The sequence below is a fragment of the Streptomyces sp. NPDC005962 genome (assembly GCF_040629205.1).
Lineage (GTDB): Bacteria > Actinomycetota > Actinomycetes > Streptomycetales > Streptomycetaceae > Streptomyces.
Window position 1 is genome coordinate 121,021 of record NZ_JBEXVE010000017.1, and the last position, 13,976, is coordinate 134,996.

Genomic DNA, 13,976 nt, shown 5'->3' on the forward strand with positions numbered 1-13,976 from the left:
ATGCGCGGCATGCGCGGCATGCGCGGCGCGCACGGCGTGCGCTCAGCGGCAGACGGCCAGCGCGTCGAGGGCCACCGCGCCCTGGCCGCGGGGCAGCACCATCAGGGGGTTGACGTCGAGTTCGGCGAGCTGGTCGCCGAGTTCCAGGGCCATGCGCTGCACCCGCAGCACGACCTCGACCAGGGCGTCCACGTCGGACGGGGGCGCGCCGCGGACGCCGTCGAGGAGGGCGTGGCCGCGCAGTTCGGCGAGCATGGCGCGGGCCTGGTCCTCGCCGAACGGGGGGACGCGGACGGCGGTGTCGCGCAGCACCTCGACGAGCACGCCGCCGAGGCCGACGGTCACGGTGGGCCCGAACAGGCTGTCGTGGGTGACGCCGACGACCATCTCGACGCCGCGCTCGACCATCTGGCACACCAGCACGCCGTCGAGTTCGACGCCTTCGTAGCGGGCGATGTCGGTGAGCTCGCGATAGGTGTCGCGGACCTGGCTGGCGGAGGTCAGGCCGAGCCGGACCAGGCCGAGTTCGGTCTTGTGGGCGAGCTGGGGCGCGGACGCCTTCATGACGACGGGATAGCCGACGAGCCCTGCGGCGCGGACGGCCGCGGCGGCGCTGGTGACGAGCTGTTCGCGCGGCACCCGGATGCCGTAGGCGCGCAGCAGCTGCTTGGCGGCGTGTTCGCTCAGGCGCTGGCCGGGGCGCAGCAGTCCGCTCGCCTTGCGCATCGAGGGGGAGGGGGTGCGCGGGGCGTCGTCGAAGGGGGAGCGGTAGGAGGCGGTGAAGCGGTGGTGGCCCAGATAGGCGCGGACGGCGGTAATGCAGTTGCCGACGGTGCGGAAGGTGGCCACGCGGGAGGAGCCGAGCAGGGTGGTGCGGTAGGCGTCCTCGGTGCCGACGGGCGAGCCCCACACCACGCAGACGAGTTTGTCGGTGCGTTCCGCGGCGTCGACGAGGTCGCGGGCGAGCTTGTCGCTCATCGGCGGGAAGGGGCCGGTGATCGGACAGATCAGTACGCCGACGGCCGGGTCGGCGAGGATCGCGTCGATGATTTTCGGGCCGCGCCAGTCGCCGACGGGGTGGCCGCCGTTGTCGACCGGGTTGGCGACGCCGAGGTCGCCGGGTATCCACTGGTGGAGTTCGGCCTGCTTTTCGGCGGAGAGGACGGGCATCGGGAGTCCGGCCGCGGTGGCGAGGTCGGCGGTGTGGGCGCCGGTGCCCCCGGAGATCGAATACACCACGACGCCGTCGGCGCGCGGGGGCCGGGCGCGGGCGAGCAGCGCGGCCGTGTCCTGGAGTTCGTCGAGGCCGTCGACCCGGATGACGCCGAACTGGCGCATGGCCGCGTCCACGACCGTGTCGGCGCCGGTCAGTTTGCCGGTGTGGGAGGCGGCGGTGCGGGCGCCGGTCTCGGTGCGGCCGACCTTGACGGCGACGACGGGCACCTTGGCGCGGGCGGCCCGGTCGGCGGCGAGGAGGAAGCCGCGGCCGTCCTTGAGCCCTTCCGCGTACAGGGCGATGGCGCCGACCTCGGGCCGGGTCGTGAAGTACGAGAGGAAGTCGGCGCTCTCCAGGTCGGCCTCGTTGCCGGTGGGGGCCCAGTGGCTGAGCCGGATGCCCAGTTCCTGGAGGGTGTAGAGGGGGCGTCCCTGGTGGCCTGACTGGGTGATGAGGGCGATGGCGGGCCCGTCGAGGTCGTCGCGGAATTCCTCGAAGGCGTTGAGGTTGGTGTTGGGGCCCAGGAGCCGCAGTCCGGCGCGGCGGGCGGCGGCGGCCAGCCGGGCTTGGGCGGCGGCGCCCTCGGCGCCGGTCTCGGCGAAGCCGGAGGCGAAGACGACGGCGAACTTGACCTTGACCTGGGCGAGTTCTTCGAGGACCGGGAGGGGGTCGCGGACGAGGAGGACGGCGAGGTCGACGGGTTCGGGCAGCTCGGCGACGGACGGGACGCAGGGGAGGCCGAAGACGGCAGGACGGGAGGGGTGGACGGGGTGCAGCCGGGCGCCGACGCGCTCGGCCCAGGCGAGGAGCTGCCGGGTGATGCCGGTGCCCGGGCGGCCTTCGGTGTCGGAGGCGCCGATGAGGGCCACCGCTTCGGGGCGGAAGAAGCGGTCCAGATCGGGGACGTCGGCGTGCAGGGGCCGCCCGCTGACGTCCAGGTCCTCGGCGTCGTCGAGGGCCGAGGCGCTGCTGTGGACGTGGACGGCGGGGCCGGGGGGCCGCCCGCAGGCGACGGCACGGGCGTGACGGGAGTTGGTGGTGAGGGTGCCGTGAGTCGATCCAAGCATTGGGTATCCGCCACTCCTGCTCGTTGGCCAATAACCAGGTATCTGACGCCCAGTCACATTACTGAGTAGTCAGGCTACAGAGGTGACGGGCTGTCAGGAATGCTCGGTGCGCGGAGAACACGCAGGGTGACGGCGCGGCCGTTACCGGCGGTACGGCGCGACGGCAACAAGAGAGTGCCCGCGCGGCGGTCTGCTCACGCCGCCGTGCGGGCGGCGAAATCAAGCCGTCGTGCGGGACACCGTCGTGGCGATCTTCCGCGCGTCGAGGGCCAGCTCGCGCAGCATGCCGCTGATCGGGTTCGTATAGCCCGTGAAGTACAGGCCCGGCGCGCCGTGCGGGGTCCGCCTGCCGTGGGCGAGCGGATGCCCGCGGTCGTCCAGTACGCCCAGATGCCCGACCAGGCCCTCCAGCCCGCGCCGGTAGCCGGTCGCCGCGATCACCGCCTCCGGGCCGATGCGCGAGCCGTCGGCCAGCACCACCTTGTCCCCGTCCAGCGACGCGACCGCGGCGACCACCTCCACCCGCCCCGTCCGCACCGCGTCGACCAGCCCCACGTCCTGCACCGGGATCGCGCCCTCCCGCACCCGGGTGTAGAGGCCGGTGTCCGGCCGCGGCAGTCCTTGTGCGGTCAGATCCGGCATGCTCAGGCGGCACATCACCCACGCCGCCCGGTCCACCGCGCCCCGCGGCAGCCGCCGCACCAGGATGCCGGTGCGCTGGGCGGGCCAGCCCGCCGTCGAACGGCGCAGGATGTGCGGCACGGTACGGACCGCCAGTCGCACCCGCGCCGCACCGCCCTCGACCAGGTCGACCGCGATCTCCGCGCCCGTGTTGCCGACCCCGGCCACCAGCACGTCCCGGCCCTCGTACGGCCGGGCGTCGCGGTAGCGGTGGGCGTGCAGCAGCTCGCCGGTGAAGGCGTCCCGGCCCGGCCAGTCCGGCAGTCGCGGTGTGTGGTTGTAGCCGGTCGCGACCACGGCCACCGGCGAGAACAGCTCACGCCCGCCCCCGGCCCGCAGCACCCAGCCCGTGTCGTCGTCGGCCCGGTCGATCCGGGTCACCTCCACCCCCGTGGCGATCTCCAGCCGGTGATGCTCCGCGTACCGCTCCAGGTAGCGCACCACGTCGGCCCGGGCGACCCAGCGCCCGTACGCGCGCGGGATCGGCAGCCCGGGCAGGGCGGAGAGGCGGCGCGTGGTGTGCAGGCGCAGCCGGTCGTAGTGGCCGCGCCAGGAGGTGGCGACCGAGTCGGACTTCTCCAGGACCACGGCGTGAATGCCGCGCTTGCCCAGGGCGGCGGCGGTGGCGAGCCCGCCGGGTCCGCCGCCGATCACATAGACGGGTGAAGGGGATCTCGCGGGGAGGCTATCGGCCATGGTGGGGAGCGTAGTCGGCTGCTTGACGGGTTTCGGTCAAAGGAATTCCGAATCGGTTGCGGATCGGTCACGGACACCTGAAACTGATGTGTCGTCAGAAACGTCGGCCGGTAGGGAGTGTGCCCATGAGCGGCCCCGACGCCTCCGGCGCCCCCGCGGCGCCCCGCTTCGATCTGCCCGAGCCCGACCCCTTCACCCGCCCCTACTGGGACGCCGCCGCCCAGGGCAGGCTGCTGATCCGCCGCTGCGCCTCCTGCGGCCGGGCGCACCACTACCCCCGCGAGTTCTGCCCGCACTGCTGGAGCGAGGACGTCGCCTGGGAGGAGGCGAGCGGCGCCGCCGTCCTCTACACGTGGTCCGAGGTGCACCGCAACGACCTCCCGCCCTTCGGTGCCCAGGTCCCGTACACCGCCGCCGTCGTGGATCTCGCCGAGGGCCCGCGGATGATGACCCGGATCGTCGGCCACCTGGCGGGCGGGCTGCGCGCCGGGATGCGGCTGCGCGTCGTCTTCCGCGCGCTCGGGGAGGGCGCCCCGGCCGTTCCCGTCTTCCGGCCGGTCGGTGGCTGTCTGGATGATCAGGCCGAATTCTCATCCGCCGACAAAGAAATTCGATGATCAATCTTGAACAACCGCTTGGCCGGATGCCTAGACTGACCGCCTAACTTCCGCCTTTTACCGAGGACTTACCCTTCAGTGCCATGACCAGGGCGCCCGGCGGCTGTTGCCCGCCCCACCCACCGGCCGCGAGGAATCGATGACTCCGATACACCCCGATCAGCGTCAGCGGTCGCGTGCCCGCGGGGGGAACTCCCCTGCCAAGCGGGCCTTGCTCGGCCTCCTGGTGACGGTCCCCGTGCTCGGCATCGCCGGGTGGGCGGCGGCCGTGGCCGTGCCCGGAGCGGCGAGATCCGCGGTGATCGGATGCGCGGTCGTGGCCGGGGTGCTGGTGAGCGCCGCGGTCGCGGCGGCGGCCCACCGCGGCGCGGCGCTCGTGCGCGCCGAATCGGCCGTGCGGGCGCTGGAGTTCCGGGCGGCACAGGCCGAGGCCCGGGCCGCCGAGGCCGGGGCCATCGCCGAGACGAACCGGCTGACCGCCGAGCGGGCCGAGGCCGAGATCCGTGAACTGAGGGACCGCGTCGCCGCCTCCGAGCAGCAGGTCGCCGCCGTGGAGCGGCAGGCCGCCGCGTCCGAGCAGCAGGCCGCCGCGTCCGAACAGCGGGCCGCCGCCGTGGAGCGGGACCTCGACCACAGCGTCGGCACCGCCCTGCCCGCCCTCGTCGAGCAGCTGCGCGGCCGGGTCCCGGTGGACCAGGCCCTGGCCGGGATCGAGCGGCCCGCCACCGGCCCGCTGCGCGCCCTGCTGGAGAGCGTGGGCGGTGAGCTGTCCCGGGAGCGGCAGCGGCGCACCGAGATGGTGGCCGCGTTCCGCAGCGTCGCCGGTCGGCTCCAGGCGCTGGTCGCGGGCAACCTCGCCCGGCTGCGCGAGATGCAGGACCGCTACGACGCCGACGCCCTCGACGACCTCTTCCAGCTCGACAGCACCACCTCGCAGACCGGCCGGATGGCCGACCGCATCGCCGTCCTCACCGGCGCGCTGTCCGGTAAGCACTGGCCCCGGCCCATCGTCATCTGGCGGGTGCTGCGGGCCGCCACCTCCCGGATCGAGGGGCTGGAGCGGGTGGAGATCCGCTGCTCCAGCGAACAGGCCGTGGTCGGCGCCGCGGCCGAGAAGGTGATCACGCTCCTCGCCGAGCTGATCGACAACGCCGTGAGCTTCTCGCCGCCCTCCACCGCCGTCAACGTCTACGTGCAGGAGGTCCCGCGCGGGATCGCCGTCGAGATCGCGGACAGCGGTCTGGCCATGCAGCCCGACATGCTCGCCCGCGCCCAGCAGGCGGTCGCCGACGACCCGTCGAGCATGCTGAAGCTGTCCGGCACCCGGCAGGGGCTGCTGGTGGTGGGCATGATCGCCCGTAAGTTCGGGCTGCGCGTGAGGTATCAGTCGTCCGCGACCGGCGGTACGTCGGTCACCGTACTGATCCCGCAGCAGCTGCTCACCGAGCCCCGAGCCGAGCACCACGCTCCGGAACACCACGCCCCGGAACACCGCGCCCCGGACGGCCACGCCCCGGGCCACCGCGCCCCGGACGGCCACGCCCCCGGACACCGCACCGCCTCGCCCGTGCTCCCCTCCCGCCGACCGCCGTCGCCACCACCGCACGAGAAGCCGCACGAGAAGCCGCGCGAGGAGCCGTCCGAGGAGCGGTCCGGCGCCCATCCGCTCACCGCCGAGGGGCTGCCGAGGCGACGCCGCAAGCAGGTCGAGACCGGCACCGAGCGGGGCGCCGCGCCACCGGCGCCGCCACCTCCCGTACGCAAGAAGCCCGCGGAGGCGGGGAACCGGTTCGGTTCGTTCCACACCGCCGTCAAGCAGGACCGCACTCGCACGACCCCACGCTCGGAAGGCACGACCTCATGAACCCGCATGATCTCGACTGGAAGCTCGACGCCCTGCTGGCGAAGACCCCGGGGGCGCGGCACGCGCTCGCGGTGTCCAACGACGGACTGGTGATCACCCACTCCTCCGATCTGACGCAGTCGGACGCGGAGACGCTGGCCGCCATCGCCTCCGGCATCCAGAGCCTGGCCAGAACGGTGTCGACCAAGTTCGGCGACCGCTCCGGCAGCGTGGAGCACTCCCTGGTCGCGGTCGGCGGTGCGGTGCTGATGACCGTCGAGGCGGGCGAGGGCGCCCATCTCGCGGTGCTCGCCCGGGAGGACGCCGACCCGGGGATTGTCGGGAACAGCATGTCCGTGCTGGTCGACGGCCTTCTGTCGTACCTCACCTCGCCGCAGCGCGCGCCCGGGGAGGAGGGCGGCGCGACGGCATGATGCGTTGGGACGTCCATGAACAGCCGGACCGGCTGTTCGCCGCGACGGGAGGACGTAGCCGCGCGTATACGGAGTTCGATCTGGTGTCACTGGTCGTCAGCGAATCCGAACCGACCGCGGGCATGGCCCCGGAGACGGTTCAGATCCTGCGGCTGTGCCGCCATCCGATGGCGCTGGTGGAGGTCTCCGCGCGGTTACGCATGCCCGTGGGCGTCGTCGCGATCCTGCTGTCCGATCTGCTCGCCGAGGGCCGGGTCTCGGTCCGCCATCCCAGCAGCGGAGCCGGTGGCGGCGGACGGTCGGCCCCGCGGGGCGTGGAGGCCGCCCCGGCGCGGCCCCCGCTGCCCGACACCGCTCTGGTCCGAGAGGTTCTCGTTGCACTCAAAAATCTCTGAGACGGCCGACGAGGCCCCCTTGGGCGACGTCGAGGCCCCCCTGAGCGATACGGCCCGGGACGCCGTCAAGATCGTGATCTCCGGTGGCTTCGGCGTCGGCAAGACCACCTTCGTCCGGGCCGTCAGCGAGATCGACCCGCTGACGACCGAGGCCGTGATGACCGAGAACGGCGTGGGAGTCGACGACGTGGCCGGGGTGGAGGGCAAGTCGGCCACCACGGTCGCCTTCGACTTCGGCCGGATCAGCGTCACGGAGCGGATCGTGACGTATCTGTTCGGCGCTCCCGGGCAGAGCCGCTTCCGGTTCCTCTGGGACAACCTGTTCGTGGGCGCCTGGGGTGCGGTGGTCCTGGTGGACACCCGGCGGCTGGCGGACTCGTTCCCCGTCATCGACCACCTGGAGCGCAAGGGGCTGCCGTTCATCGTCGCCCACAACCGCTTCGACGACAGCCCGGACCACACCCTCGACGCCATACGCGGCGCGCTCGACCTCGCGGACGCGATACCGCTGGTCGCCTGCGACGCACGTTCCCACACCTCGGGCAGGGACGTCCTGGTGGCGCTGCTCGACCATCTCCACACCCTGTCCGCCGCCCAGGAGGCCGCTTCGTGACCCAGCCGACCTCACCGTCCGACGAACCCGCCGCACCGGACGAGCCGGACGAGCCGGGTTTACACGGCGCGTCCGGCGCACCCGGCGAACCGGAGCCCGCGCCGCCCGCCATCGAGCCGCCCGCCTCCCACCACAACGCCCCCGAGCTGTTCGGCCCGCGCTTCCAGGACACGCCCGCCGAGGTGTACCGGGAGCTGCGGAACACCTACGGACCGGTCGCCCCCGTGCTGCTGCCCGGCGGCGTCCCCGCCTGGCTGGTCGTCGGCTACCGCGAACTGCTGCGCGTCACCGAGAACACCAAGGTGTTCGGGCGCGGTTCGGCCCGCTGGAAGCTGTGGCCGCAGATCCCGCCGGACTGGCCGCTGCGCCCCATGGTCGAGGACAACGGGTCGCTGCTGTACCGGGAGGGCGACGAGCACCGCAGGCGCGCCGGAGCGGTCGGCTCCGCGCTCGAAGCGGTCGATCTCAATCAGATACAGGACGCCACCCAGTCGTTCGCGCAGGATCTGATCCAGAAGCTGAGCGAGGGCAGCCGGGCCGATCTGATCGCCGACTACGCCCATCCGCTGCCCGTGCTCGCCCTCAGCCGGGTCCTCGGCCTGTCCGACTCCGAGGGCTTCGCCATGGTGAAGTCGATCAACGACATGGTCGACGGCGGCCCCGACGCCCTGCGCGGGCAGATCGAGGTACGCGGCACCATGGAGCGGCTGGTGGCCCGCAAGCGCCGCGACCCCGGCCCGGATGCCACCTCGCGGATGCTCGCCGACCACGCCGGTCTCAGCGACCAGGAGGTGATCGAGGACCTGATGGTCCTCACCCTCGCCGGACACCAGCCCTGCACGGACTGGATCGGCATGACCCTGTGGCTGCTGCTCACCGACCACGACTACGCCGCCGACATGGGCGGCGGCCGCCGCTCGGTCCGCCAGGCCATGCACCAGGTGCTGCGCGACCACACCCCGGTGCAGATCTTCGCGGGCCGTTTCACCACCCAGGACACCGTCCTGGGCGCGACCCGCATCCCGGCCGGGGACCTGGTGCTGCTCGGGCTCGCGGGGGCCAACACCGACCCCTATATACGTCCGCAAGCGGGCGGGGCGTCCGGGGCGTCCGGGATGACCGGGATATCCGGGCCGGAGGGCCACAACGCCTACATGTCGTACAGCCACGGCGAACACCGGTGCCCGTACGCGGGCCAGTGGATCGCCGAGGTCGTCGCCCACACCGCCGTCGAGACGCTGCTGGAGCACCTGCCGGACGTGGAACTGGCCGTGCCCGCGGACGAGCTGCGGTGGCGTCCCTCGCCCTGGCTGCGCGGCCTGACCTCGCTGCCCGTCACTTATACGCCCGCCCACTCATACACCGGAGGCTTCGGTTGGGACTGACCGAGGAACGACCCGTCCAGCTCGACCCGACGATCCGCACGTCCGCCGAGGAGAGCGAACTCCTCTACGCCGCGGGTCCCGTGGTCCGGGTGGAGCTGCCGGGCGGGGTGCCCGCCTGGGCCGTCACCCATGACGGGCCCGCCCGCGAGGTGATGCGCGACAGCCGCTTCGTAAAGGACATCGGCCGGTGGGGGGCCTGGACGCGCGGTGAGGTCCCCGCGGACTGGCCGCTGATCGGCCTGGTCGACCTGCCGCCCTCCCTGGTCACCACGGACGGCACCGAGCACCGGCGGCTGCGCCGCCCGGTCGCCCGGGAGTTCACCCCGCAGCGGGTGGAGGCGCTCCGCGGCCGCGTCGAGGAGATCACCGGCGAGCTGCTCGACCGTACGGAGCGGGCCGCCGCGGCCGACGGCTCCGGCGGGGTGGTGGACCTCAAGGACACCTTCGCGTTCCCGCTGCCCATCACCGTGGTCGGCGAGCTGTTCGGCATGCCGGTCGAATGGCACGGGCCGCTGCGGGAGCTGTACGACAGCTTCTTCGACGACAACGCCGCCCCCGAGACCGTCCACGCCACCCTTCAGGGGCTGTACGGCTACATCGTGCGGCTCGTCCAGCTCAAGCGCGACGAGCCCGGCGCCGACCTCACCAGCGCGCTGCTGTCGGAACTCGGTGACGAGCCGTCGGAGGAGGCCGTCGAGGAGCTGATCGCCACCATCCAGGTCATGATCACGGCCGGGCACGAGACCAGCGTCCACGCGATCGTGAACGCCGTACGGTCGCTGCTGGACGACCCCGCGCAGCTCGAACTCGTCCACAGCGGCCGCTACAGCTGGGACGATGTGGTCGAGGAGAGCCTGCGGCTGGACGCCCCGGCGTTGAACTTCCTGTTCCGCTTCGCCGCCGAGGACATCGAGGTCGCCGGAACCCTCGTCCGCAAGGGGGAGGGCGTGGTGATCTCCTACGGCGGTATGGGCCGCGACCGCGCCCAGCACGGCGCGGACGCCGACCGCTTCGACATCGCCCGCCGCCCCCGGCACACCTCGTTCGGCCACGGCCCGCACAGCTGCCCGGGCTCCTCGCTCGCCCGGCTGGAGACCACCACCGCGCTGCGGGAACTCTTCGCCCGCTTCCCCGGTCTGCGGCTCGCCGAACCGGACGGCCCGCTGGAGCGGTCCCCGTCGGTCATCGTCAACGGTCACCGGGCGCTTCCGGTGCGGCTGGGCCCACCGCAAGGCTGACGAGGGGCCTACGGCCATGGGCCTGACGAGGGCCCTACGGCCACAGCAACTCGCGCCGCCAGCCGCCGCGTTCCTCCGGGGCGCGGCGGTAGCGGAGCCGGACGTGCCGGCGCCGCGCCTCCTCCTGGTAGAACTCCACCTCGTCCGGCTCCAGGACGTACAGCGTCCAGGTGGGGGCGGTGGCCTCCGGGTCGCGCCCGGCCCGCTCGTAGGCGTCCGCGAAGGCCGCCTCCAGCTCCTCGTACGAACCGAGCACCGCGCTCTGCCGTCCCGCCCCGGCCAGCGCCGCCGCCAGTGCGGCGGGGGAGCGGCCGCGCAGGTCCGCCGCGCTCTCCCCGGGCCCGGCCTCCGTGACGCGCCCGCAGATCCGGACCTGGCGTCCGGTGCGCATCCAGTGGAAGCCCAGCGACGCGTAGGGGTGCGTCGCCAGCTCGCGGCCCTTGCGGCTGGTGCGGTGGGTGCCGAAGTGCCAGCCGTCGGCGTCGGCGCCGTGCAGCATCACCGTGCGCAGGGACGGGCGGCCGTCCGCTCCGGCCGTGGCGAGCATCATCGTGTGCGGGCCCGGTTCGCCGCCTTCGGCGGCCTCGCGCAGCCACCGCCGGAACAGCGGAAGCGGCGCGTCCGGGGCCTGGGCGGGGTCGAATACGGGCAGCTCGTCCGCGTGCGGGACGCGCAGGCCCCGCAGCAGCTCCCGGAAAGCCTCATCGTCGTCATATGCGTCGCTCATCGGGAGCCCATCCGATCACCCGGCACCGGTCCGGGCAAGCGGGCGGCCCCGGGGCGGGGCATCAGCCGCGGCCGAGCACGACCGTGCCGGAGGAGCAGAACCAGCCGCCCGTCCCCGAGGCCACGGCCAGTTCCGGCAGCCGTCCGCCCGCCTTGCGCACCTGCCGCGCCCCGGCCTCGCCGCGCAGCTGACGTACCGCCTCGACCAGCAGGAACAGTCCGCGCATCCCGGGGTGGCAGGCGGACAGGCCGCCGCCGTCGGTGTTGACCGGCAGTGCGCCGCCGAGCGTCAGCCGTCCGTCCGCCGCGAACGCGCCGCCCTCGCCCTTGGCGCAGAAGCCGAGGTCTTCCAGGGTCACCAGCGTCATATAGGTGAACGCGTCGTACAGCTCGGCCACATCGATCTCCGACGGCCGCACCCCCGCCCGTGCGAAGGCGGCCCGTCCGGAGGCGGCCGCGGGCGAGACGGTGAAGTCGTCCCACTCCGACATGGTGGAGTGCGAGACGGCGGTGCCCGAGCCCAGCACCCACACCGGGGGCCGGGCGGTGTCCGCGACGAGGTCCCCGTCCGCCAGCAGCACCGCGCAGCCGCCGTCCGAGCGGATGCAGCAGTGCAGCTTGGTGAACGGGTCGGCGATCATCGGCCCGCTCAGCACGTCATCGACCGTGATCGGTTCCCGGTACATCGCGTCCGGGTTGTGCGCGGCGTTGGCGCGTGCCTGAACGGCGATGTCCGCGAGCTGTTCGAGGGTGGTGCCGTACTCGTACATATGGCGGCGTGCGGCCATCGCGTACTTGGCGATCAGGGTGTGGCCGTAAGCCACCTCGAACTGGAGTGGTCCGCGCGCCCCGAAGGAGAGGTCCGCGGTCCGCCGCCCGGCCCGGATGTCGGCGCGGGCGGTCGAGCCGTAGACGAGGAGGACGGCGCGGGCGTGCCCGGCGGCGATGGCGTCCGCCGCGTGCGCCGCCATGACCTCCCAGGTGGCCCCGCCGACGGCCGTCGAGTCGGTCCAGGAGGGCCGCAGCCCCAGGTACTCGGCCACCTCCACGGGCGCCAGGGCGCCGAGCCCCGCCGAGGCGAAGCCGTCCACCACGGACCGGTCGAGACCGGAGTCGGCGAGCGCGCGGCGGGCGGCCTGGGCGTGCAGGGCGTAGGGGGTGGGGCCGTCGACGCGGCCGCAGTCGGCGAGGGCGACGCCGACGACGGCGACCTTGCGGGGGGCAGGCGTCATGTACCTGACGGTACATCAGGTACCTGCGTTAGTATGACGGTCCGTCAGGAACGGGAGGTGCTCGTCCGATGGATGCCGCGTTCAGCGAGGAGCAGGAGGAGATCCGGCGCACCCTGCGCGAGCTGCTGCGGGGGCGGTGCGGCGGCGCCGAGGTCAAGGCCGCGGTCCGCACCGCCGCCGGATACGACGAGGAGCTGTGGGGCCGTCTCGCGGGGCGGCTGGGCCTCCCCGGCCTCGCCCTGCCCACCGCGTACGGCGGCGTCGGCTGCGGCTCCGTCGAGCTGGCGCTCGCCTGCGAGGAGGCCGGGCGAGCGCTGCTGCCCTCGCCGCTGCTGGCCACCGCCGTGCTCGCCGCGCCGCTGATCGCCGCCCTCGGGACCGGCGAGCAGCGCGCCGAGCTGCTGCCGCGCATCGCGCACGGCGAGCTGACGGCGGCGCTCGCGGTCCCGGGCCGGGCGCTGTCCCGGGCGCTCGTCCCGGAGCCCGGTGGCGGCGACGAGGCGGACTGGGCGGGCGGCGGACGTACGGGCGGCGTCCAGGCCCGGGCCGGGGACGGCGGCTGGCGGCTGTACGGGCAGGTGGACCAGGTCCTCGACGGGCACAGCGCGCGGCTGCTGCTGGTCGCCGCCCGCGCCGGGGGCTATACGCGCGGCCGCACCCTGGTCTTCGCCGTCCGGGCCGGGGCGGCCGGTCTGGTCCGCACCCGGCAGACCGCGCTGGACGAGACCCGGCCGCAGGCCCGTATCGAGCTGCGCGACGTCCCGGCCGAGCTGCTGGGCGCGGACGGCGCGGACGGCGCGGACGTGGCGGGCGCGCTGGCCGCGCTGGGCGGTCCGGCGGCGGCCGTGCTCGCCGCCGAGGCGGTGGGCGCGGCGGACGCGGCCCTCGCCCGTACGGTCGACCACGTCCGCACGCGGGAGCAGTTCGGCCGTCCGATCGGCTCCTTCCAGGCGGTCAAACACCGGCTGGCCGATGTGTACGTCGCGGTCCAGGCGGCCCGCTCGGCGGCGTACTACGCGGCCTGGGCGGCCGACGGGCCGGACGGCGCGGACAGCCCGGTCGCGGGCCCGCTCGCACTCGCCGCCGCGCTGGAGGCGCAGCGGGCGGCCGCGGGCGAGGCCGTGCAGCTGCACGGCGGCATCGGCATCACCTGGGAGCACGACGCGCATCTGTACCTCAAACGGGCCGCCTCCGACGAGCTGCTCTTCGGCCCCGCCCACCGGCTGCGGGCGCGCGCGGCCGACCGGGACGGGCTCTTCGCCCCGGCGGTGACGGTCTGATGCCGCTGGGGGCGCGGGTGACGCGGCTCGTCCAGAAGGTGTCCTCGGCGCGCGCCTTCGCACGGCTCGCCCCGTACGTCGTCCCGGCCTTCGACCGCGCCGTCCACCGCCTGACCCGCGGCCGGGTGCTGCCGAGCGCGCGCATGCTGCCGGGGGTGGTCCTCACGGTGCCCGGCGCGAAGTCCGGGCTGCCCCGCCGTACGCCGCTGGCCTGCATGCCGGAGGAGGACGGCGGCTGGATTCTCGTCGGCAGCAACTTCGGCCGCCCCGGCCACCCGGCCTGGACCACCAACCTGCTGCGGCACCCGGACGCGGAGATCAGCTGGCAGGGCCACGACATCCACGTCCGAGCCCACCTCCTGGAGGGCCCGGAACGGGAACGGACCTGGTCGGCGGTAGTGACCTTCTGGCCGCCGTACGAGCACTACCAGGCAAGAGTGACCCGCCAAATCCGCCTCTTCCGCCTGCGACGGACCCCGACAGCCGCCCCAGAGCCATAAACGGCCGGGGTCGTGACGGACGGGCTGGGGCGTGACCGGGTCGTGGCCGTGAC

13 protein-coding genes are annotated in these 13,976 nt (G+C 73.8%); 9 read left to right on the forward strand and 4 right to left on the reverse strand.

Annotated features, from left to right (window positions below):
• Positions 1 to 42: 42 nt before the first annotated feature.
• Positions 43 to 2,283, reverse strand: a complete 2,241-nt coding sequence (locus tag ABZ370_RS26380) for an acetate--CoA ligase family protein (RefSeq protein ID WP_358625428.1) — start codon at positions 2,281 to 2,283, stop codon at positions 43 to 45.
• A 219-nt stretch (positions 2,284 to 2,502) separates the two neighbouring features.
• Complete coding sequence (locus ABZ370_RS26385; RefSeq protein WP_358625430.1) at positions 2,503 to 3,660, reverse strand: NAD(P)/FAD-dependent oxidoreductase; 1,158 nt, start codon at positions 3,658 to 3,660, stop codon at positions 2,503 to 2,505.
• A 125-nt stretch (positions 3,661 to 3,785) separates the two neighbouring features.
• Here ABZ370_RS26385 and ABZ370_RS26390 point away from each other — a divergent pair, with 125 nt between their 5' ends.
• The 7 genes from ABZ370_RS26390 to ABZ370_RS26420 all read left to right on the forward strand — a co-directional run bounded on the left by ABZ370_RS26390 (position 3,786) and on the right by ABZ370_RS26420 (position 10,185).
• A complete protein-coding gene (locus ABZ370_RS26390; RefSeq protein WP_358625432.1) occupies positions 3,786 to 4,277 on the forward strand; it encodes a Zn-ribbon domain-containing OB-fold protein in 492 nt (163 codons plus the stop codon).
• Positions 4,278 to 4,488: 211 nt separating this feature from the next.
• Positions 4,489 to 6,141 carry an ATP-binding protein gene (locus ABZ370_RS26395; RefSeq protein ID WP_358625434.1) on the forward strand — a complete coding sequence of 551 codons (1,653 nt, stop codon included), beginning with the start codon at positions 4,489 to 4,491 and terminating at the stop codon, positions 6,139 to 6,141.
• Positions 6,138 to 6,554, forward strand: a complete 417-nt coding sequence (locus tag ABZ370_RS26400) for a roadblock/LC7 domain-containing protein (protein ID WP_358625436.1) — start codon at positions 6,138 to 6,140, stop codon at positions 6,552 to 6,554. The genes ABZ370_RS26395 and ABZ370_RS26400 overlap by 4 nt, the downstream gene beginning before the upstream one ends.
• Positions 6,551 to 6,949, forward strand: a complete 399-nt coding sequence (locus ABZ370_RS26405) for a DUF742 domain-containing protein (protein WP_358625438.1) — start codon at positions 6,551 to 6,553, stop codon at positions 6,947 to 6,949. Before ABZ370_RS26400 ends, ABZ370_RS26405 begins: the two co-directional genes overlap by 4 nt.
• A gap of 19 nt (positions 6,950 to 6,968) precedes the next feature.
• The gene (locus tag ABZ370_RS26410) at positions 6,969 to 7,562 is read left to right on the forward strand and encodes an ATP/GTP-binding protein (RefSeq protein WP_358625440.1); all 594 of its coding nucleotides are present in this window, start codon (positions 6,969 to 6,971) and stop codon (positions 7,560 to 7,562) included.
• Positions 7,559 to 8,947 (forward strand): cytochrome P450, encoded by a 1,389-nt coding sequence (locus ABZ370_RS26415; RefSeq protein ID WP_358625442.1) that lies wholly within the window; start codon positions 7,559 to 7,561, stop codon positions 8,945 to 8,947. Before ABZ370_RS26410 ends, ABZ370_RS26415 begins: the two co-directional genes overlap by 4 nt.
• Positions 8,938 to 10,185: a cytochrome P450 gene (locus tag ABZ370_RS26420; protein ID WP_358625444.1), complete on the forward strand. Its 1,248-nt coding sequence runs from the start codon at positions 8,938 to 8,940 to the stop codon at positions 10,183 to 10,185. Before ABZ370_RS26415 ends, ABZ370_RS26420 begins: the two co-directional genes overlap by 10 nt.
• A gap of 34 nt (positions 10,186 to 10,219) precedes the next feature.
• Here ABZ370_RS26420 and ABZ370_RS26425 read toward each other — a convergent pair whose 3' ends face one another.
• Entirely contained in the window at positions 10,220 to 10,912 is a 693-nt protein-coding gene (locus ABZ370_RS26425; protein WP_358625446.1) for a pyridoxal 5'-phosphate synthase, read from the reverse strand.
• A gap of 61 nt (positions 10,913 to 10,973) precedes the next feature.
• The gene (locus tag ABZ370_RS26430) at positions 10,974 to 12,143 is read right to left on the reverse strand and encodes an acetyl-CoA acetyltransferase (RefSeq protein WP_358625448.1); all 1,170 of its coding nucleotides are present in this window, start codon (positions 12,141 to 12,143) and stop codon (positions 10,974 to 10,976) included.
• 68 nt (positions 12,144 to 12,211) lie between these two features.
• On the opposite strand from ABZ370_RS26430, the gene ABZ370_RS26435 reads away from it, so the two are divergent.
• Together ABZ370_RS26435 and ABZ370_RS26440 are read left to right on the forward strand one after the other, a co-directional pair.
• Positions 12,212 to 13,423, forward strand: a complete 1,212-nt coding sequence (locus ABZ370_RS26435) for an acyl-CoA dehydrogenase family protein (protein ID WP_358625450.1) — start codon at positions 12,212 to 12,214, stop codon at positions 13,421 to 13,423.
• Positions 13,423 to 13,923: a nitroreductase/quinone reductase family protein gene (locus ABZ370_RS26440; RefSeq protein WP_358625452.1), complete on the forward strand. Its 501-nt coding sequence runs from the start codon at positions 13,423 to 13,425 to the stop codon at positions 13,921 to 13,923. The genes ABZ370_RS26435 and ABZ370_RS26440 overlap by 1 nt, the downstream gene beginning before the upstream one ends.
• Positions 13,924 to 13,976 lie beyond the last annotated feature (53 nt).

Excerpts from the sequence above, each read along its gene's own strand:
- ABZ370_RS26380 (WP_358625428.1), bottom strand. The coding sequence starts at position 2,283 with ATGCTTGGATCGACTCACGGCACCCTCACCACCAACTCCCGTCACGCC.
- ABZ370_RS26385 (WP_358625430.1), bottom strand. The coding sequence starts at position 3,660 with ATGGCCGATAGCCTCCCCGCGAGATCCCCTTCACCCGTCTATGTGATC.
- ABZ370_RS26390 (WP_358625432.1), top strand. The coding sequence starts at position 3,786 with ATGAGCGGCCCCGACGCCTCCGGCGCCCCCGCGGCGCCCCGCTTCGAT.
- ABZ370_RS26400 (WP_358625436.1), top strand. The coding sequence starts at position 6,138 with ATGAACCCGCATGATCTCGACTGGAAGCTCGACGCCCTGCTGGCGAAG.
- ABZ370_RS26405 (WP_358625438.1), top strand. The coding sequence starts at position 6,551 with ATGATGCGTTGGGACGTCCATGAACAGCCGGACCGGCTGTTCGCCGCG.
- ABZ370_RS26425 (WP_358625446.1), bottom strand. The coding sequence starts at position 10,912 with ATGAGCGACGCATATGACGACGATGAGGCTTTCCGGGAGCTGCTGCGG.
- ABZ370_RS26430 (WP_358625448.1), bottom strand. The coding sequence starts at position 12,143 with ATGACGCCTGCCCCCCGCAAGGTCGCCGTCGTCGGCGTCGCCCTCGCC.
- ABZ370_RS26435 (WP_358625450.1), top strand. The coding sequence starts at position 12,212 with ATGGATGCCGCGTTCAGCGAGGAGCAGGAGGAGATCCGGCGCACCCTG.
- ABZ370_RS26440 (WP_358625452.1), top strand. The coding sequence starts at position 13,423 with ATGCCGCTGGGGGCGCGGGTGACGCGGCTCGTCCAGAAGGTGTCCTCG.